This is a genomic window from Clostridium autoethanogenum DSM 10061 (assembly GCF_001484725.1).
Lineage (GTDB): Bacteria > Bacillota > Clostridia > Clostridiales > Clostridiaceae > Clostridium_B > Clostridium_B ljungdahlii.
The window spans coordinates 486,576-507,236 of sequence record NZ_CP012395.1 but is presented as its reverse complement, the minus strand read 5'-3'; the positions used below and the strand labels follow the sequence as shown (position 1 = coordinate 507,236).

Below are 20,661 nucleotides of genomic sequence, written 5' to 3'. Positions count from 1 at the left end.
GCGTAAAATTTAAACTTAGAGTATAATTTTATAGTAGATTATAATTGTTACGAGAAAGAGGTTATACTATGCCAAAAGATGCAAAAAAAGAGATATTAAATGCTGCTATGAAAGTAATTGCAAGGGAAAAAATAAGCGGTACCCGTATGCATATGATTGCAAAAGAAACTGAGAGAAGTCAGGCTAATTTGCATTATTACTTTCCAACTAAAAATGATATAATGATAGCCCTTTTAGATGATATACAAAAGCAATTTTCAGAGAACCGTAAGAAATATATAGATTTAGAAAATAAAAGTGTTTTAGAAAATATAAGAGGATTTTTTGAACAAAAGGAAGATGACATTTTAAATAATAAAGAATTAGATTATGTACAACTTGATTATTGGGTTCAAGGTACAGTAAATGAGGAAATAAGAAAAAAGTTTCAAAAAACTTTTAATATATGGCGCAGTGGCATTAGCAAAGTTTTAGATAAAGGGAAGTTTAAAGACAGTGTAGATAATGAATATAAAGATATGCTAACATATATAATGCTATCATTAATGTTAGGAGCATCACTACAGTATCTTATTGATGAAGGCAAGTTTGATTTAAAAAAGTATTTTGATGTATCCGAAGGGCTTATTGAACAGTGTTTAAAAGAAGAAAATTAATTGCTTTACAATGTTTTTAAACTGGGAAAGTTGAAGTATTTATATACTAAGCAAGATTATATAGTCTTAAATTGTACATATATGCAAGTTGCAGCTAGATAAGGAGTATGGATATGGAGAAAGAGAAAAAAACAACAGGAGGTATAATTGCTGCTGCAGGAAAAACGTCAGAGAAAGATGAAACATATCCACTGCGCAAAATTGGTTCTATCACTATAGTAAAAAGAATTGTCTTAACTTTTCAAAAGGCTGGGGTTTCACCAATTGTGGTAATTACGGGGTATAAATCTGAGGAAATTGAACGTAATTTAGCTTATTATGGAGTTATATTTTTGTATAATGGAGAATACGAAAATTCACAAATGCTTGATTCTGCAAAAATAGGATTGGATTTTTTAAAGAATAAATGTGATCAAGTAATATTTAATCCAGTAAGTGCCCCGCTATTTACACCGGAAACTATTCAAAAGATGATAGAATGTAACAAACAATTGCTATCACCAGCTTATCATGGAAAGACTGGACACCCCCTTTTGATATCTTCTAAGTTAATCCCTCAAGTTTTAAAATATGATGGTAATGGAGGGATGGAGGGAGCTATCCAAAACATTGGAGTTGAAAGACAGCTGATGGATGTGGAAGATGAAGGAATTTTAAGTGATACAGGAGACCCTTGCCAGTTAGAAAAACTCCTAAAAAAACATAACCAGCGTATTTTACATCCTTTTGTTAAAGTGAGTATTGAAAAGGAGTCTATGTTTTTTAATTCAAGAACAAAGTTGCTTTTGATTTTAATTCAGAATACACATTCTGTACGAAATGCATGTAAACATATGGCACTTTCCTATAGCAAAGCGTGGAACATGCTGAATCAGTTGGAAGAAGAATTAGGATATGCAGTGGTTAAGAGGAAACATGGTGGGCGAAATGGTGGAAAAACTTATTTAACCGAAGAAGGTATGGAATTTTTAAAAAAATATGAGCAATTTGAACACAATGTCCGTCAGTATGCAAAAGATGAATTTGATAGACTATTTTGATGCAAAAAGCAAGTTCTTTTCACAAAGAATTTGATAAAGATTAGCCTCCGTTTTATAATAATTATAACAATAAATTGTTAAATTTTTATAAAATAGGAGGTTATTTATGTTTACATTAAATATTAATGGTAAGGATGTAGCTTCGAATACTGATAAACCCCTATTGCGTTTTTTAAGAGATGATTTGAAGATCACTTCTGCAAAGGACGGTTGCAGCGAAGGTGCATGTGGAACATGCACTATTTTAGTAGATGGAAAAGCAGTAAAAGCTTGCGTACAAAAAGTATCAAAATTTATAGGAAAAAAAATTTTAACCATTGAGGGATTAAGTGACAGGGAAAAGGAAGTTTATGAATATTGTTTTGGAGAAGCAGGTGCAGTACAGTGTGGCTTTTGTATTCCTGGGATGGTGATTTGTGCAAAAGCTCTATTAGATGTCAATTCTAATCCAACAAAGTTAGATGTAAAAAAGGCGATTAGAGGTAATATCTGTCGCTGTACTGGATATAAGAAGATTGAAGAAGCTATTTTAATGGCAGCAAAATATTTTAGAGATAATCTTCAAATACCAGATCCTGTAGGTAAATTGAAGATGAATCAGAAATTTAAGCGAGTGGATGTAGACGAAAAGGTAAATGGAACAGGTATTTTTGTAGATGATATGGAGCTGCCTGGAATGATTTATGCCAAAACGGTTCGATCTAAATACCCAAGGGCTATTGTAAATAAAATTGATATTACAAAGGCAGAAGCTCACCCGGATTGTGTGAAAATTTTACTGGCAAAGGATGTTCCAAATAATATTATTGGACACATAAAACAGGATTGGGATGTAATGATTCCAGAAGGTGGGACAACCAGATATATAGGAGATTCACTAGCACTTGTGGCAACTTACCATAAGGATAAGCTGGATGAAGTGTGTAAACTAGTTGATGTAGAATACACTGAATTGGAACCGATTACTTCTCCTGAAGATGCCCTAAAAGCAGATGCACCTCTAATACATGCAGATGGAAATATTATGAGTCGTTCTATTCTGCAGCGTGGAAATGCAGATGAAGCAATTAAAAATTCTAAATATGTAGTGACAAGAAAATATAAAACTCCATTTCAGGAACACGGATTTATGGAACCAGAGTGCGCAATTGCAGCACCTGAAGGAGAAGATGGTATTTTACTCTATTCTGGCTCACAATCTGTTTACGATGAGCAGCGTGAAATTTCAAATATGCTTAAAATTCCAAAAGAAAAAGTACACTGCCATTCACAGCTTGTTGGAGGAGGATTTGGCGGCAAGGAAGACATGAGTGTCCAGCATCTTGCAGCATTAATGGCATGGTACACAAAAAAACCGGTAAAGGTAAAGTTTTCAAGACAGGAAAGCTTAGATTATCATGTTAAACGTCATGCAATGGAAATGGAATTTACAACAGCTTGTGATGAAAATGGATATTTGACAGCTATGAAAGGTGTAATTATTGCAGACACAGGTGCCTATGCATCCCTTGGTGGACCTGTATTACAAAGAGCATGTACTCATGCCGCAGGACCATATAATTATCAGAATATTGACATTTTAGGTATGTCAGTTTATACAAATAACGTGGTTGCTGGAGCATTTCGTGGTTTTGGTGTAACACAAAGCTGTTTTGCTACTGAAAACAATATCAATTTATTGGCAGAGATGGTGGGCATTTCACCTTGGGAAATGCGTTACCGTAATGCAATTCGTCCAGGGCAGGAACTTCCAAATGGTCAAATAGCAGATGAAAGTGTTGCTATGGTAGAATGTTTGGAGGCTGTTAAAGATGTATATGAATCAAATCCTTATGCAGGAATTGCCATAGCTTTTAAAAACAGTGGAACTGGAGTGGGAAATAAGGATATTGGCCGCTGCATTTTATCTGTAGAAAATGGGAAAGTTCATATTAAAACTTCTGCAGCCTGTATGGGACAGGGAATTGCAACAATGTGTACTACCATATTATGTGAAACAACAGGCTTAAATCCAGCACTTACTGTTCATGAAAGAGCAGATACCTTTCATACACCTGATTCAGGAACTAGTACCGCATCTAGACAGACTGTGGTAACTGGGGAAGCTGTAAGGCGTGTATCTGAAAAATTAAAAGCAGAATTGGACAAAGGATTGACTCTTTTTGATTTAGAAGGAAGAGAATTTTATGGTGAATATTCTGCAAAGACAGATCCAATGGGATCTCCAAAGAAAAATCCAGTAAGCCATGTAAGCTACAGTTATGGGGCTCAGGTTGTTATCTTAAATGAAGAAGGAAAAGTGGAAAAAGTAGTTGCAGCTTATGACGTTGGAACACCTGTCAATATTCAGGCTGTTGAAGGACAAATTGAAGGTGGCATTGTTATGGGGCTTGGATATGCTCTAACAGAAGAATTTAAAGTTGAAGGCGGCTATCCTAAGACAAAGCTGGGTACACTAGGACTTATGAGATCAACAGATGCTCCAGAGCTCGAAGTTATTCTTGTACAAAGTAAAGGAAAGATTCCTGAGGCTTACGGAGCAAAAGGCTGTGGAGAATTATGTTTGATTCCGACAGCGCCAGCTTGTTCTCATGCATATTATAGATTAGATGGTAAATTCCGTAGTCAACTGCCGTTAAAAGGTACATTTTATAAAAAGTTAAAAAAATAGTATATTACTTTTTTATGAATTGAATATAGGGAGGTATTGTATGAAAAATATTAGTAAGTCTGTAAAGAAAAAAGATCATGAATTAAAAATAAGTGGCCATGCCCTTTATGTAGATGATCATGTGATAGATGATATGCTTTACGGCAAACTATTGCATTCCACAAAGGCAAGGGCAAAAATCACTAATATCAGTATTCCTAAATTACCTGATGGTTACTTTGTTGTTGACAAAAATGATGTAACAGGTGTAAATCGTGTTGCAATTGTGGAAAATGATACACCCGTTTATGCTGAAGATACTGTGGAATATGTAGGTGAACCTATTTTGATGGTTGTGGGACCTAGACTTAAAGAAGTCAATAGAATTTTAAGTGAGATTATTGTAGTATATGAAGAACAGGTTCCCGTTTTGGATATGCAAAAATCTAATACAGTCTTCTTCCATTACAAGTGTGAAAAAGGAGACATTTCTAAGACTTTAAAAGAAGCTGATCAGGTTTTTGTTGAAACATTTCAAACTGGTTATCAGGAACAGGCATATCTTGAAACTCAGGGTATAATTGCTTATCCGCATGATGGGCGAATGACAATACGTGGTTCTATGCAGTGTCCTTACTATGTGTATGGTGCAGTTTCCAAAGCTTTAGGATATGATGAAAAAAATATTCAGATTATTCAGGATGTTACTGGCGGAGGCTTTGGAGGTAAGGAAGACTTTCCTTCTATACTTGCATGTCAAACTGCAGTCGCAGCTAAAAAGGCAAATAAACCAGTGAAAGTAATATTTGATAGACGTGAAGACATGGAGTTTACTTCAAAACGTCACCCATCTATCTGTACCTATAAAGTAGCAGTTAAAGATGGTGAAATTACAGGTATGGATATTGACGTACTGTTCAACAGTGGTGCATATACAACCCTCTCTCCTGTTGTTTTACAGCGTGGAGTAATTTGTGCAAACGGCGTATATAGGGTAGAAAACTTGCGTGTCGTAGGACGTGCAGTTAAGACAAATACAGTACCTTGTGGTGCATATCGTGGCTTTGGTGCTCCACAGACTTTCTTTGCAGTAGAGATGATGATGGATCACATTGCAAAGAAAATGGGTGTTGACTCCCTTGAACTGAAAGAAAAATATATGGTTAAACAGGGTGATTCTACTTCTACAAGTGGAAAGTATCATTTCCATGTATCGCTGCCTGAAATGATCAAGCGAGCTGATGAGCTTGCTGACTATCGTAAAAAGCGCCATATGTATAAAAATCAAAAGGGACGATACCGAAAGGGTATAGGAATGTCATTATTTTTCCATGGATGTGGTTTCACAGGAAGTGGAGAACGTGATCTCATAAAAGCTGTTGTAAAAATTAGAAAAAATGCTGATGATACAGTGGAACTTTTAGTAAGTAACTCGGATATAGGTCAGGGTATTAAAACTACTTTTTCTAAAATTGTTGCAGATACCCTTGGCATTTCTTATGATAAGGTGCTTATAAACAATCCGGATACAGACCATGTACCTGACTCAGGGCCTACTGTAGCAAGCCGTTCTTTAATGGTAGTTGGAGAATTGCTTAGGCGTGCAGCAGAGAAACTGAAAGGACAATGGAAAACTGGGGAAGAACAGATTGTAGAAGAACATTTTGTGGAGCCCGACTTTATAATTCCATTTAGTCTTGAAAAATTCAAAGGAGATGCTTATCCAACCTTTTCCTGGTCTGTTAATGTCATTGAAGTAGAGGTGGATACACTTACTGCTATTACAAAGGTAACTGGAGCATGGGGTATTTTTGATGTGGGTGTTCCTATTGATATGAACATTATACAAGGACAGATGCAGGGAGGTTTTCTTCAAGGCATTGGATATGCATCTATGGAGCAGATGGAATGTAATGATAAAGGCGTAATCCGTAATAATAGCTATAGTGATTATATCATTCCTACAGCAGTAGATGTTCCGAATCTTGTAACTGAAATAGTAGATAACCCATATAACTGTGGCCCATATGGAGCTAAAGGTGCTGGTGAGCTTCCTCTTGTTGGTGCAGCTCCAGCATATGTGGAAGCTATGGAAAATGCACTTGACGTAAATTTGAATAAAGCTCCATTTACTCAAGAGGATACTATGAAGGTTTTGCAGGAGGTGCTTAAGTAATGATAAAATTTATTCTTAACGGAAAAGAAGTTACATCTACTGCCAGGGGAAGTGAGCGTTTACTTGATGTACTTAGAAATGAATTACACATTACTGGTGTAAAGTGCGGCTGTAAGGAAGGTGAATGTGGTGCTTGTTCTGTTATACTCGATGGCAAACTAGTTAATTCCTGTATGGTAGCAGTAGGTAGTATAGAAGGTAGTAGGGTTATGACTATTGAAGGATATCGTGAAACCAAACGTTTTGAAGTCCTTGATAAGGCATATGCTTCTGTTAGTGCTGTACAATGTGGCTTTTGTATTCCAGGTATGATACTTGCATCTGAATGTATACTTTCAAAAAATCCAGATCCTACAGAAGCGGAGATTAGAGAAGGCATTTCTGGAAATCTATGTAGATGCACTGGCTATAATGCTATTGTTAAGGCTATTGGTATTGCAGCAAAGGAGGGGAAAGGTTTATGGTAAATAGTTATAGACCATCATCTTTAAAGGAAGCATTGGATGTTCTTGCAAAAGAGGAGGTTACTCCTTATGCAGGAGGTACGGATTTAATGATTAAGGCAGATGAAAATGCTAGATATTTGTTCTTAAATAAAATATCTGAGATGAAAAATATATTAGAGGATGAAAAGTATATTCACATCGGTGCGGGGTGTACTTTTACGGATATTATTGAAAATGAATTGACTCCTGCTATTTTAAAAGAAGCAGTATCGCAAATTGCAGCACCTGCAATTCGAAATTTAGGTACTGTTGGCGGTAATATATGTAATGGCTCACCTAAAGCAGATAGTGCACTTATCTTTTTTGTTACGGATTCTAAACTGCGTATTGTAAGTAGTAAAGAGGAGAGGATTATTCCTATTAATGAATTTTATCTTGGTAGAAAAAAGACTTCCCTCAAAAAAGATGAACTGCTTGTTGAAGTTCTTATGAATAAAGAAGGATTTGACAATTATTATTATAAGAAGGTAGGGGCAAGAAATGCCTTAGCAATTTCCAGGGTATCTTTTGCTGGTATCCTTAATGTAGAAAATAATAAAATTTGTAATTGCAGTACAGCCTTTGGCGCAGTTAAAGATGTTATTATAAGACTGCCAGTTATTGATAGAATGCTCATTGGCAAGACTATTGAAGAAGCAAAAACTGTTAAGAAAGAGTACCTTGCAGCATATGATAAGGTTATTATCCCTATAAAAGGAAGGGTTTCAGCAGAATATAGAAAGATTGTATGTATGAATTTACTTCGTGATTTCCTTGAAAGCAATGGGATTTAGCTTCTAAGTAAAAAGTTTACTTATACCAGGCATATACTAACAAATTTCATTACACTAAAAACTTTTTATAAGTCTAAAGTTCAGTATTTAGAAAATCTAAAGAAGATTATATAAACTCGTACCTCAGACATATATAATCTTCTAAGATTTTCTAAAATACCTCACTAAGACTTATGAAAAAAGTTTTTAAGTGTAATTTCAATTTTGTTAGTATATTTTATGTATAAGTTAAAATTTCAATTAGAATCACTATAGAATTTTGCACTTATAGAAAAGGTTTTTAAATATGGTTTCAATTGATAAATACATGACTTAAAATCATTGCAAACTTTATTATTATAAGGATCGCTAACGATTTTGTTACTTGTATTTTTATAATCCAATTTTATTTCCATAATGTCCCTCCCATTAAGTTTCTGTAAGTATAATTGTAGTCATTAACTGCATGTTATATATATTATATCGTGTGGTAATAAAATAAATTTATGGAAAATATAATATTAAATTAAAATATCAGTAACTATTAATTTTTAATCCTTAATTCTTAACTTAATATAATTACGTGTGCCTTATAACTCTACCATAATTACCTTTGCATACAACTCCATTTTTTACAGCAAGTTTTCCGTTTAACAATACATATTTTACACCAATAGGCGATTTAGTTGGATTCTTGTAATCTTCATAACCTATGATTTTGTCAAAATCAAATATAGTGATGTCTGCCATATTGTTAGGAGCTAATTTACCTATATCTTTTAAACCCAATGTAACTGCAGGGAATAGCGTTGATTTGTATATGGCATTTTCAAGGCTAATAGCTTTTTTTTCTCGCACAAATTTACCTATAAAAAGAGGATAATTACCATAGAAACGTGGATGTGGAACACCGGCAGGTATACTATCTGAACATACCATCTGTAGGGGATGTTGTATGAGTTTTATAGTGTCTTCTTCTGAAAATATATTTAAGGTAACTATTCCAACTCCTGCATTTTCTTCAATAAGTAGTTTAGATATAAAGTCTACCGGGTGTATTCCCAAGTCCCTTGAAATATCTCCAACGGTTTTTCCAATGTACTTCAAATTTTTATCTTTCTTAAGTGAAGTGATGAGGATACCATCCCAACCAGCTATTGCACTGTAATTATCCCATGCAGGGTAATGGATTTTTGTATTAGAAAGTTCATTTTTAACTCTATTTAATACTTGAACATCCTTTAATTTTTCTAATAAGGTACCTTCTCCTTCTTTTGTAAGCCAGGGCGGTAAAAGTTGAGTCATTAAGGTACTGCCGGAGAGATAGGGATGTTCATCAAAAGTAATGTCTATACCATCATCAATTGCTTTTTGTACAATTTTAATAAGTGAATCAGCATTCAAGCCTAATTCACTTGAATTATAAGATCTCATATGGGAAATCTGAAGCTTTACCTTAGATTCTCTGGCAATTGATATAATTTCTTCTAAAGCATTATTTATAGTGTTATCGTGATTTCTAACATGAACCATAACAATCCCATTATAACTTTTTACAACTTTACACATAGCAATTAATTCATCTCTACAGCTAAAAATACCAGGCATATATTGAAGACCTAGAGACATTCCAAAAGCACCTTTTCTCATAGCATCATCTACTAACCTGCACATGTGGTCAATTTTACATTGCGTAGGTATTCTAGGGTCAAATCCCATTACATTTGTTCTGACAGCACCTTGAGAAATTAATGAAGCGTAATTGTTTTTTAATCCCATTGAATTGATTTTAGCCATATACTCATTCAGGTCAGAAAAGTGCCATTTTAGATCAGCACCTCCAACTATTCCAACAACATAATTTTTCCATGCATTATCCTGACTTTCTATATAGGGAAAAATCCCTAAGCCGCATTGACCCACGAGTTCAGTAGTAACCCCTTGAAGTAACTTTGAATTTCTAAGGTTTTCACAAGTAAAAGGTACTAGATCATTATGGCTGTGCACGTCAATAAAGCCTGGACAAACTATTAATCTAGAGGCATCAATAACGTCATTTGCTTCACTTGATAGATTTTTCTCTATACTTATTATTTTGCCATCCTTGATTCCCATATCTGCATGATAAGGAGTAGTATTTGTACCATCTACAATTAAACCATTTTTTATTAAAATGTCTAACAATTGGATTACCTCTTTTTTAAAATTTTAATTAGAATCAACTCAACTTTTGTAATTTAGTTGAAAGTTGACAATTGATAGTGGACAGTGAAGGCTCGTTTTGTTAAAGCAAAACGTCACTGAAACTGTCAATTGTCTACTATCAACTCAAAAACTTTACATGTGTGAAAGTCGAGTAATTACTATATAAAAATAAACTTATACGTAGAAATATTTTTACAATAAACAAGCACATTTAAACATTTTGTATATAAGTCTTAGTGGAAAATTTATATACAAAACTTAGGACTTTTGAATTGTTTGAGGTACGAGTTTTCAAAAGTCCTTAGATTTGTATAAATTTTCTGCTTAGACTTATCAAAATGTTTAACCGGGCTTGTGGTTGTAAAAACATGCGGAGTATAAGTTTATTTTTCATTTGTCAACCCTATATTAAACTCTGATAGTCACCATCCCAAGTAATGTTTCTATATACTTTTGGATCAGTATTTCCTTCTGTACTAATGAGTAAAACGTTAGAATTTTCATCAAGTTTCAATGTTTCACGTAAGTCCTTATATTTATCCTCTGAAGAAATGGATAGGAGTCCTGCTGTTACAGCTCCTGATTCCCCAGAGATTATTCTATTATCACCTTTAAGAGGATTTCCTAAGACACGCATTCCTCTTGCTGTTACCCAATCAGGAACTGACACAAATGCATCAGCACAGTATTTCAAGATATCCCAGCCCATAGGATTTGGTTCACCGCAGGCAAGTCCAGCCATTATCGTATGCATTTCTCCTGTGACGGCCTCAATTTTGCCTGCTTTGCAGGATCTATAAAAACAATCAGCTTTTTCAGGTTCTACAATAATAATTTTAGGTGGATTTTTTTCAAATGCAGAAACAAATACGCTTGCTATAACTGAAGCAAAGGCTCCTACACCTGCTTGTAAAAAAACATGAGTTGGAACAGTTCCATGTAACTGTTCAATAGCTTCTTGTGCTAAAGTAGAATATCCTTTCATGATCCATGTAGGAATTTCAGTATATCCTTCCCAGGATGTATCTTGAATGACTTCCCATCCATTTTTAGAAGCTTGCTTAGCTGTAAAACGTACTGCATCATCATAATTCCAATCAGTTATACTGACATCTGCACCAAACTCAGCTATGTTATTTAATCTGTTTTGAGTGCTTCCTTTAGGCATGTACACAATACACTTGTATCCCAGTTGTTTTGCCATCCAGGCGACCCCACGTCCATGATTGCCATCTGTAGTGGCAACAAAAGTAAGGTTACCTAAATCACTTTTTACTTTCTCAGACTTTAATACTGAAAAAGGAAGTTCTGATATATCCTTGTCTAATTTTTGTGCAAGATGTTTTCCGATGGCATAAGAAGCTCCTAGCACTTTAAATGAATTTAATCCAAAACGAAGAGATTCATCTTTTACAAAAACATTAGATAGTCCTAAAAAGTTTGCCAATCCATCTAACTTAACAAGAGGAGTTTTTTTATATTGTTCAAAACTTTCATGAAAAGTTTTAACTTCACATAAATTTTTTTTACTTAATAAAGGTGTATGTGCCTTAACATCTTTTTTATTATTAACAATCCATTTCAACAACAAGTCGCCTCCAAATCGTAAATTTTTACGAGCAAATTGGTTTTAAATAAATATTACTAACTAGTTAATCCACTTTTATTATAATTCTGAATTATCTTCATGTCAATATATTGACATGAATGGTTTTAAATAGTAGATTACGTGCTTTTAACAAGCACTACTAATATTTTTGTGGAGTATTTTCAGAGGAGACTTCAATATTAGTAACATTTTTTTCGCCGTGATTTAAAAATGCATTGAGAATTATTGCAACTACAGATGCAGAAACTATACCACTACTGAAGATTGACTTGAAAAATTGAGGAGTATGATCAAGTATAGTAGGAACAATAGTAACTCCAAGGCCTATGCCAATAGAGCAGGCAACAACCAGCATGTTTGAATTCTTGTCGAAGTCTACACTTGAGAGCATTTGTATACCGGCTACGGCTACCATTGCAAACATTATGGTTGTAGCTCCACCTATAACAGGCTGTGGGATGATTGTAGCTAAAGCTGCAAATTTAGGGATCAATCCAAGACATATGAGAATAATACCGGAAACGATTACAACAAAACGACTTTTTACTTTACTTAAAGCTAGGAGTCCCAAATTTTGGTTGAATGTTGTGTAAGGGAAAGAATTGAAGATACCACCTAGAATTGTTGCAAGTCCTTCAGCTCTAAGACCTCGTACAATGTCATTTTCTGTAATCTTTCTTTCACATATTCTACCTATTCCAAGATATGTGCCTGTTGATTCGATCATTACTGTAAGCATGACAAAGGTCATCATAATGATAGAGGCAAGATTAAATTTTGGTATACCGAAATTTAATGGACGAACAAAGCTTATCCATTTTGCACTCGCAACTACTGAGAAATCTACTTTTCCCATAAATGCAGCAACTATTGTGCCTAAAATAATACCATTTAAAACAGAAATTGCTTGAAAAAATCCTTTAAAGAACTTATTGGAAAATATAACAACTATCATTACAAATGTGCCTAGTAGAAGGTTGGAGATACTTCCAAAATCTTTAGCGCCTGAACCACCACCAATGCTATTAATGCCCACGTTAATTAGAGAAAGACCTATCATAGTGACTACTGTACCTGTTACAACTGTCGGAAAAAATCTTAACACTTTTCCGTATATTGGTGCAATTAATACCACAACAAGTGCTGCTACTATTATGGAACCATAGGCTGTTGGCATCCCATAACTTTTGCCGATAATGATAAGTGGACCAACAGCAGCAAAGGTACATCCTAAAATTGCAGGTAGTTTAATGCCTACATAAGGGCCTATGCCAATTGCTTGAATTAAAGTTGCGATACCACAAGTAAATAAATCTGCAGCTACTAAAAGTTCTAATTGTCTGGGTGTCAAACCTACAGAAGCACCAATGAGTAAAGGTACGGCTACAGCACCTGCATACATTGCAAGTACATGTTGGAGTCCTAAGGTAAAAAGTTTTGGAAGAGGAAGCATTTCGTTTACTTTGTCTACATTTTTTACAGATTGTTCTGACATTTGTAAAACCCCCTATTAAATTTATTTAATAATTCAACTTTTGCACATATGAAAGTTTGACTTAATATTAAAAACTTGCGAAGCAAAGTTTTTGAAAATAACAAAGTTCAAATAGCAAAGAACAGATAAAGATGATTTCCATCGTACCTCAGGAAATCTATAATTTTAATATTTTCTGACATTAGGAAGAAAATTATCCTTATTTGATATTTGAACTTTTTACTTTGTTCTTTAAGAAAACTGCAAAAGTTGAATTAATGACTATCTACTCTAATACTCTACCTTATACCATGAAAGAAATTAATAAAAATGATGAGTTTTGGTTTTGTTTTTTAAGGGAGTAAGAGTTGAACCTGATATCTAAGATGCCTGTACCTGACAAGTAATAGGTAAACACATTATAGCAAAGCATTGTAGTGTATTGTAAATATAAGATGGATTTACCAGTTAGTATAATTTATTCTAATAATATTAATGGCATTTTGTCAACATTATAATTAAGAAGAAATTGTACAATATGCAAACTGTAAGTAATATTAGACATTATTTTACTTTAAAAGAAAAATACTTTAATGTTGACAAAGATATTTTATTATTATAAAATCGAATTATACTAACTAGTTAGTCCAACTTTAAAATATACCATATCTAAGATAAAATATATTTATATTAAAATTTTAAAATATACTAATTCAATCATTGCAATTAGGAGGCATATCTTATGGAAAAATTAAAAGAACTTATTCAAAATTTAAAGAAACTAGATTATAAAAATATGTATAGTAATGATTTCTTTTTAACCTGGGAAAAAACAGACGAAGAACTTAAAGCAGTTTTTACAGTTGCTGATATTTTACGCCAGATGAGAGAAAATAATATATCACCGCGTATATTTGATAGTGGACTAGCAATTTCCCTGTTTCGTGATAATTCTACAAGAACAAGATTTAGTTTTGCAAGTGCATGTAATTTACTTGGCCTGGAGGTTCAAGACCTTGATGAAGGAAAATCGCAGATTGCCCATGGAGAAACTGTTCGTGAAACAGCAAATATGATTTCTTTTATGGCAGATGTTATAGGCATTAGGGACGATATGTTTATAGGCAAAGGAAACAAGTATATGCATAAAGTATCAGAATCAGTTCAAGAGGGATATAAAGCTGGGATACTTGGACAGCGTCCTACTCTTGTAAATCTTCAGTGCGATATAGACCATCCAACTCAATGTATGGCTGATTTACTCCATTTAATTCATCATTTTGGTGGAGCTCAAAATCTTAAAGGTAAAAAACTAGCTATGACCTGGGCATATTCTCCTTCCTATGGCAAACCATTATCCGTGCCTCAAGGAATTATTGGTTTAATGACGAGAATGGGTATGGAAGTTACACTTGCACATCCTGAGGGATACGATATATTGCCAGAAGTAGAGAATGTTGCAAGAAGAAATGCTGAGATAAGTGGAGGTAAATTTATTAAAACTAACTCCATGAAAGAAGCTTTTGAGAATGCAGATATAGTTTATCCAAAGAGTTGGGCTCCATTTGCAGCAATGGAAAAGCGTACTAACTTATATGGAGAAGGTAAATTTGATGAAATAGAGGTACTTGAAAAAGAACTCTTAAATCAAAATGCAAATTATAAGGACTGGGAATGCACAGAAGAAATGATGAAGCTCACTAAAGATTCTAAAGCATTATATATGCACTGTTTACCTGCAGATATTACGGGAGTAAGTTGTAAGCAGGGTGAAGTAGCTGCTTCGGTATTTGATCGTTATCGTGAAGAACTTTATAAACAAGCAGGATATAAACCTTACATTGTTGCTTCAATGATTTTCTTAAGTAAGGTGAAAGATCCTGTAAAAACACTTACAGAGATTATTGATTCAAAGCCACCGAGATTTTTAGCAAAATAAAATGTAAAAGTATATCTTAGGGGGAATATAAATGAGTGATAGAATGCACCCTATTTCTTTTGAAAAAATGATTATTTGGGTTATAAAAGAATTAAAAGAAAAGGGATCTATTTTTGGAATTCATAAAGATAAATTTTATAAAAATGAAAGTGAAAAATCAATTGAAGTGTTTGGTGAAAATCTATCTTCACCCCTTGGACCTGCTGCTGGGCCAAACACTCAATTGACTCAGAACATTGTTTCTGCCTATTTAACTGGGAGCCGATTTATTGAATTAAAAACAGTACAGGTTATTGATGGAGAAGATCTAGCAGTAGCTAAACCTTGTATTTGTGCACAAGATGAATGCTACAATGTGGAATGGTCTACGGAACTAAAAGTATCTGAGGCTTTCTGTGAGTATATAAAAGCTTGGTTCCTGCTTCATATTTTAATGAAGGAACTTAATTTAAGTAAGCAAAGAGATTTCATGTTTAACATGAGTGTAGGATATGATTTAGATGGCATTAAATCTCCTAAAATGAATAACTATATTGAAGGCATGAGAAATGCTTCTAATACAAAAGTATGGAATGAGTGTAAAAAAGTAATTATTTCTCATATGAATTTGTTCTCCAATTTTAATGAAAAAGATTTAGAAGAAATATCCCCAATTGTCTGTTCGTCCATTACAGTATCTACGCTGCATGGATGTCCTCCAGAGGAAATAGAAAAGATATCAAATTATTTACTAAAAGAAAAGAATTTAAATGTTTTTATAAAGATGAATCCAACTCTTTTAGGAGAAAAATTTGTTAGAAATACGCTTAACACAATGGGATATGGTTATATAACCTTAAATGGAGATCATTTTAAAAATGACTTACAGTATGGGGACGCTGTGACAATGCTCCAGCGTTTGAAAGATACTGCAAAGACGTTGAATTTAGAAATAGGAGTTAAACTTACTAATACTTTACCAGTAAAAATTGAAAACAAAGAATTACCTGGAGAAGAAATGTATATGTCAGGACGTTCTCTTTTCCCTCTTACAATATCCTTGGCAAGTAGATTAGCTGAAGAATTTGGTGGAGATTTACAGGTATCCTATTCAGGAGGAGCAGATTTCTTTAATGTGGATAAAATTTTAACTACAGGAATTCAGCCGGTGACATTTGCAACCACTATCTTAAAGCCAGGTGGATATGAGAGAATAACGCAAATGGCTCAGAAGGTAGAGAGAAAGCTTAAAGGTAAATTCTCAGGAATAGATACAGATATGCTATCAAAATTGGCAGAAGAAGCTTTAAAAGATGATCATCATCTTAAAAACTCAAGAACTGTAGGAAGTAGAAAACTTTCTGTAGAACTTCCTACTTATGATTGCATGACAGCACCTTGCAGCATAGGATGTCCTATAAATCAGCAAATTCCTGAATATGTGGCCTTAGTAGGTAAAAAGAAATATGATGAAGCCTTTTCTATAATTGCTAAGGACAATGCGTCACCGGCAATTACAGCAACTATTTGTAATCACAATTGCCAGTTTAAGTGTACTAGATTGGACTACGATTCATCTGTTTTAATTAGAGATATGAAAAAAATTGCTGTCTTAAATGCTGAGAAGAAGTACATTAAAAATATCAAACCTCAGAATATAAGAAGTAATAAAAAAGTAGCAGTTATAGGTGCAGGTCCTGCAGGACTTTCAACAGCTCTTTTCTTGAGAAGAAATGGTATGGATGTAACTGTAATGGATAAAAAAGAAAAACCTTATGGTGTAGTGAGGTATGTTATCCCGGATTTTAGAATTCCATCTGAGATGATTGACCAGGATTTTGAGCTTGTAAAGAAACAAGGAGTGAAATTTGAATTTGGAATTAATGGAAATTTTAATATAGATGAATTGAAAGGAAAATATGATTATATTATCTTGGCAATAGGTGCCTGGAAACCAGGAAAGTTATCTTTAAAAGAAGGTAAGGAAAGAGCAGTGAATGCCATTGCGTTTCTTGAAAGATATAAAGCAGAAAAAGAAAACATTAATTTAGGAAAACATGTTTGCATTATTGGAGGCGGAAATGTAGCAATGGATGCAGCAAGGGCAGCTAAGAGAATAGCTGGAGTGGAGACTGTTTCAATTGTATATAGAAGGACCAAGGAATATATGCCTGCAGATTCTGAAGAATTAAAGTTAGCTATTTCTGATGGCATTGTATTTAAAGAACTTCTTGCACCCATAGCTATTAAAGATAATAAATTGCTTTGTGAAGAGATGATATTAGGAGAAAAAGATACTTCAGGTAGAAGAAGTCCTGTTTCAACTGGCAAAGAGGTTGTATTAGATGCAGATACGGTTATTGCTGCCGTAGGAGAAAAAGTGGATAGTGATTTATTAAAAAGAAATGGAATAGAATTAGATTCTAAGGATTTCCCAAAACTGAATGAAGCTTGTGAAACTAATATTTCCAATGTATATATTCCAGGTGATGCTAAATGCGGACCGGCTACTATTGTCAAGGCAATAGCAGATGGAAAAGCAGTTGCCAAGAATATATTGTCAAAAGAAAAATTGAACAATGATTTTGAGAAAAAAGTTATCCATATAGATGAAAAACAAATATATAGCAGAAAGGGTATACTAAAGGATCCTAAAAGCTGTGAAGAAGAATATAAAAGATGCCTTTCCTGCAGCAATATTTGCGAATTGTGCGTTGATGTTTGTCCAAATAGGGCAAATGTAGCTATTAATGTAGGAGGAGGATTTTCGTCTTCTCGTCAGGTTATACATTTAGATGGTATGTGCAACGAATGTGGAAATTGTGGAGTTTTCTGTCCATATAAGGGAAATCCATATAAAGATAAAGTGACAGTCTTCTGGAATGAAAATGACTTTGAAAATAGTACAAATAAGGGATTTTGTGTTATTGATATTAAAAAAGGCATTTGTAAAGTTAGAGAGGAAAGCGGCAAAATTGCTATGTACACTATTGGTGAAGAAAATATTATCTCAAAAGAAATGGAATGTATAATTAAAAGTTGCATAGATAAGTACAGTTATATGCTGTGACCTAATATTAAAACTTAGGAGGGAAAATATATGCTATTAATAGGAAATGGTAAGCTTATTACTAGAGATGATGCTAGACCAATTATTGATAATGGATGTATTGCTGCTTCCGGAAATAAAATTATTGAAATTGGCTTGACAGAAGAATTGAAGAAAAAATATAAAGATGCAAGATTTATTGATGCAAAGGGTAGGCTTGTTATGCCAGGATTTATTAATACCCATATGCATTATTATAGTACTTTTGCTAGGGGGATGGCTAATGACAGTCCTCCAGCAAAAAATCTTATGGACATACTTACAGGATTGTGGTGGAGACTCGATAAGGTATTAACTCCAGAGGATATTTATTATAGTGCTATTGTACCGATGATTGATGAAGTTAGAAATGGTGTTACAACTGCTTTTGATCACCATGCAAGTGCTTATTCAGTTAAAGGTAGTTTATTTAAAATAGCTGAGGCTGCAGAAAAGGTAGGTATCCGAAGCAGCTTATGTTATGAAACTTCAGATAGAGATGGAGAAAAAATTACTGATGAAGGTATTGCTGAAAATGTGGACTTCATTAAGTATTGTAATGATAAAAAAGATGACATGATTAAAGGTATGTTTGGACTTCATGCTTCTATGACAATTTCAGATAAAACTTTGGAAAAATGTATGGATGCCATAGAAAATTTAAATACAGGTTTTCATGTTCATACAGGAGAGGGCATACAGGATCTAGAGATAACTAAACAAAAATATGGTAAGGGCATTGTACAGAGATGGTATGATGCAGGAGCACTTTCTGATAAGACAATTTTAGTCCACTGTATTCATGTTTCGGATGAAGAACTAGATTTGATTAAAGAAAAAAATGCAATAGTTGTTCACAATCCTGAATCTAATATGGGTAATGCTGTAGGTGTATCTCCTGTACTCAAAATGTATGAAAAAGGAATTCTATTAGGCCTTGGTACAGATGGCTATACTTCAGATATGATGGAATCTTATAAAGTTGGAAATATTATTCATAAACATGCTACTGGAGATTCTACTGTAGCTTGGACTGAAATTCCAGAAATGCTTTTCTATAATAATAGAAAAATTGTTGAAAGATTTATTGATGGAAAAATTGGCATTTTAAAAGAAGGTGCTCTTGCAGATATAATTATTGTAGATTACAATGCACCTACACCAATAAATGAAAACAATATTAATTCACACTTATTATTTGGCATTAATGGACGCTGTGTAGATACAACCATTATAAATGGTAAAGTTATTATGGAAGATAGAAAACTTGTAGGCGTTGACGAGGAAAGGATTATGGCAAGAAGCAGGGAACTTGCACAAGATCTCTGGAAGCGTTTCTAAAGATAGATAAAATAGGGGGAATTTTAAATGGCATTAGATTTGAATAAAGAAAAAATATTGGATATGGCAGAAAAGTATAAACCTGAAATATGTAGATTTTTAAGGGACATGGCTCAAATTCCAAGTGAAAGCTGTGGAGAAGAAAAAGTTATACTTAGAATAAAACAGGAAATGGAAAAAGTAGGTTTTGACAAAGTAGAAATAGATCCCATGGGCAATGTACTTGGATATATAGGACATGGAAAACACCTAATTGCCATGGATGCTCATATAGATACAGTAGGGATAGGTGATAGAAATCTATGGAAATACGATCCTTATGAAGGCTATGAAGATGATGAGGTTATTTTAGGAAGAGGTGTCACAGACCAGGAGGGAGGAATGGCCTCCATGGTTTATGCAGGTAAGATAATTAAAGATCTTGGACTTGAAGGAGATTATACATTAGTAGTAACAGGTACTGTTCAAGAAGAAGATTGTGATGGATTATGCTGGCAGTATATAGTCAATGAAGATAAAGTAAAGCCGGAATTTGTAGTTATAACAGAACCAACTTCATTAAATATATATAGAGGACATAGAGGAAGAATGGAGATAAAAGTTACAACCCATGGAATTAGCTGTCATGGTTCTGCACCGGAAAGAGGAGATAATGCAATTTTTAAAATGGCTCCTATATTAAATGAGCTAAAGGATTTAAATGAAAAATTAATCAATGATGAATTTTTAGGAAAGGGTACATTAACCGTATCTGAAATATTCTTTTCATCACCTTCAAGATGTGCTGTAGCAGATGGATGTAGTATTTCTGTTGACAGAAGGCTTACTGCTGGTGAAACCTGGGAGTATGCAATTGATCAGATTAAGAATTTACCTTCAGTTAAGGCTGCAAAGGCTGAAGTTGAAATGTACACTTATGAAAGACCTTCTTATACAGGATTAAAGTATCCAACGGAATGTTTCTTCCCAACCTGGGTACTGCCTGAAGATCATAAAGTATGTCAAAATGTTGTAACTTGCTATAAGGATTTATTTAAGAGTGAACCAAAGGTAGATAAATGGACATTTTCTACAAATGCAGTTTCCATTATGGGAAGATATAAAATACCATGTATAGGTTTTGGACCAGGCCACGAAGATCAAGCACATGCACCTAATGAAAAGACATGGAAAGATGAATTAGTAAAATGTGCAGCAATGTATGCGCTTATTCCAATATCCTATGTGACTAAATAATTATATGGGG

14 protein-coding genes are annotated in these 20,661 nt (G+C 33.9%); 10 read left to right on the top strand and 4 right to left on the bottom strand.

What is annotated here, in order from left to right:
- Positions 1–68 precede the first annotated feature (68 nt).
- From CLAU_RS02155 to CLAU_RS02130, 6 genes are all read left to right on the top strand, one after another.
- On the top strand, positions 69–656 hold the full coding sequence (locus tag CLAU_RS02155; RefSeq protein WP_013239041.1) for a TetR/AcrR family transcriptional regulator: 588 nt from the start codon (positions 69–71) through the stop codon (positions 654–656).
- A 113-nt stretch (positions 657–769) separates the two neighbouring features.
- Positions 770–1,696 carry an NTP transferase domain-containing protein gene (locus CLAU_RS02150; protein WP_013239040.1) on the top strand — a complete coding sequence of 309 codons (927 nt, stop codon included), beginning with the start codon at positions 770–772 and terminating at the stop codon, positions 1,694–1,696.
- 106 nt (positions 1,697–1,802) lie between these two features.
- A complete protein-coding gene (gene xdh, locus CLAU_RS02145; RefSeq protein ID WP_013239039.1) occupies positions 1,803–4,367 on the top strand; it encodes a selenium-dependent xanthine dehydrogenase in 2,565 nt (854 codons plus the stop codon).
- A 40-nt stretch (positions 4,368–4,407) separates the two neighbouring features.
- The gene (locus tag CLAU_RS02140; protein WP_013239038.1) at positions 4,408–6,522 is read left to right on the top strand and encodes a xanthine dehydrogenase family protein molybdopterin-binding subunit; all 2,115 of its coding nucleotides are present in this window, start codon (positions 4,408–4,410) and stop codon (positions 6,520–6,522) included.
- Complete coding sequence (locus tag CLAU_RS02135) at positions 6,522–6,989, top strand: (2Fe-2S)-binding protein (RefSeq protein WP_023161846.1); 468 nt, start codon at positions 6,522–6,524, stop codon at positions 6,987–6,989. The genes CLAU_RS02140 and CLAU_RS02135 overlap by 1 nt, the downstream gene beginning before the upstream one ends.
- Positions 6,983–7,801, top strand: a complete 819-nt coding sequence (locus CLAU_RS02130; protein ID WP_013239036.1) for an FAD binding domain-containing protein — start codon at positions 6,983–6,985, stop codon at positions 7,799–7,801. The genes CLAU_RS02135 and CLAU_RS02130 overlap by 7 nt, the downstream gene beginning before the upstream one ends.
- Before the next feature lie 236 nt (positions 7,802–8,037).
- Here CLAU_RS02130 and CLAU_RS20680 read toward each other — a convergent pair whose 3' ends face one another.
- The 4 genes from CLAU_RS20680 to CLAU_RS02115 form a co-directional block, all read right to left on the bottom strand.
- Positions 8,038–8,196 carry a hypothetical protein gene (locus CLAU_RS20680; protein ID WP_023161845.1) on the bottom strand — a complete coding sequence of 53 codons (159 nt, stop codon included), beginning with the start codon at positions 8,194–8,196 and terminating at the stop codon, positions 8,038–8,040.
- A 163-nt stretch (positions 8,197–8,359) separates the two neighbouring features.
- Complete coding sequence (locus tag CLAU_RS02125) at positions 8,360–9,964, bottom strand: N-acyl-D-amino-acid deacylase family protein (RefSeq protein WP_023161844.1); 1,605 nt, start codon at positions 9,962–9,964, stop codon at positions 8,360–8,362.
- Between the two features lie 424 nt (positions 9,965–10,388).
- On the bottom strand, positions 10,389–11,570 hold the full coding sequence (dpaL, locus tag CLAU_RS02120) for a diaminopropionate ammonia-lyase (RefSeq protein ID WP_023161843.1): 1,182 nt from the start codon (positions 11,568–11,570) through the stop codon (positions 10,389–10,391).
- A 163-nt stretch (positions 11,571–11,733) separates the two neighbouring features.
- Positions 11,734–13,089 (bottom strand): nucleobase:cation symporter-2 family protein, encoded by a 1,356-nt coding sequence (locus CLAU_RS02115; RefSeq protein WP_023161842.1) that lies wholly within the window; start codon positions 13,087–13,089, stop codon positions 11,734–11,736.
- A 721-nt stretch (positions 13,090–13,810) separates the two neighbouring features.
- On the opposite strand from CLAU_RS02115, the gene ygeW reads away from it, so the two are divergent.
- Genes ygeW through CLAU_RS02095 form a run of 4 tightly spaced genes read left to right on the top strand, consistent with a single transcriptional unit; the run spans position 13,811 to position 20,651 of the window.
- Positions 13,811–15,007, top strand: coding sequence for a knotted carbamoyltransferase YgeW (ygeW, locus tag CLAU_RS02110; protein ID WP_013239032.1), 1,197 nt, complete (start codon positions 13,811–13,813; stop codon positions 15,005–15,007).
- Positions 15,008–15,038: 31 nt separating this feature from the next.
- Positions 15,039–18,056 carry a putative selenate reductase subunit YgfK gene (gene ygfK / locus CLAU_RS02105; RefSeq protein WP_013239031.1) on the top strand — a complete coding sequence of 1,006 codons (3,018 nt, stop codon included), beginning with the start codon at positions 15,039–15,041 and terminating at the stop codon, positions 18,054–18,056.
- Positions 18,057–18,086: 30 nt separating this feature from the next.
- Positions 18,087–19,415, top strand: coding sequence for a putative aminohydrolase SsnA (gene ssnA, locus CLAU_RS02100; protein WP_013239030.1), 1,329 nt, complete (start codon positions 18,087–18,089; stop codon positions 19,413–19,415).
- 27 nt (positions 19,416–19,442) lie between these two features.
- A complete protein-coding gene (locus CLAU_RS02095; protein WP_013239029.1) occupies positions 19,443–20,651 on the top strand; it encodes a YgeY family selenium metabolism-linked hydrolase in 1,209 nt (402 codons plus the stop codon).
- Positions 20,652–20,661 lie beyond the last annotated feature (10 nt).

What these genes read in the sequence shown, in the direction of transcription:
- CLAU_RS02150 (WP_013239040.1), top strand. Translation starts at nt 770, where the DNA reads ATGGAGAAAGAGAAAAAAACAACAGGAGGTATAATTGCTGCTGCAGGA.
- xdh (WP_013239039.1), top strand. Translation starts at nt 1,803, where the DNA reads ATGTTTACATTAAATATTAATGGTAAGGATGTAGCTTCGAATACTGAT.
- CLAU_RS02130 (WP_013239036.1), top strand. Translation starts at nt 6,983, where the DNA reads ATGGTAAATAGTTATAGACCATCATCTTTAAAGGAAGCATTGGATGTT.
- ssnA (WP_013239030.1), top strand. Translation starts at nt 18,087, where the DNA reads ATGCTATTAATAGGAAATGGTAAGCTTATTACTAGAGATGATGCTAGA.
- CLAU_RS02095 (WP_013239029.1), top strand. Translation starts at nt 19,443, where the DNA reads ATGGCATTAGATTTGAATAAAGAAAAAATATTGGATATGGCAGAAAAG.
- CLAU_RS20680 (WP_023161845.1), bottom strand. Translation starts at nt 8,196, where the DNA reads ATGGAAATAAAATTGGATTATAAAAATACAAGTAACAAAATCGTTAGC.
- ygfK (WP_013239031.1), top strand. Translation starts at nt 15,039, where the DNA reads ATGAGTGATAGAATGCACCCTATTTCTTTTGAAAAAATGATTATTTGG.
- CLAU_RS02140 (WP_013239038.1), top strand. Translation starts at nt 4,408, where the DNA reads ATGAAAAATATTAGTAAGTCTGTAAAGAAAAAAGATCATGAATTAAAA.
- ygeW (WP_013239032.1), top strand. Translation starts at nt 13,811, where the DNA reads ATGGAAAAATTAAAAGAACTTATTCAAAATTTAAAGAAACTAGATTAT.
- CLAU_RS02135 (WP_023161846.1), top strand. Translation starts at nt 6,522, where the DNA reads ATGATAAAATTTATTCTTAACGGAAAAGAAGTTACATCTACTGCCAGG.
- CLAU_RS02115 (WP_023161842.1), bottom strand. Translation starts at nt 13,089, where the DNA reads ATGTCAGAACAATCTGTAAAAAATGTAGACAAAGTAAACGAAATGCTT.
- CLAU_RS02155 (WP_013239041.1), top strand. Translation starts at nt 69, where the DNA reads ATGCCAAAAGATGCAAAAAAAGAGATATTAAATGCTGCTATGAAAGTA.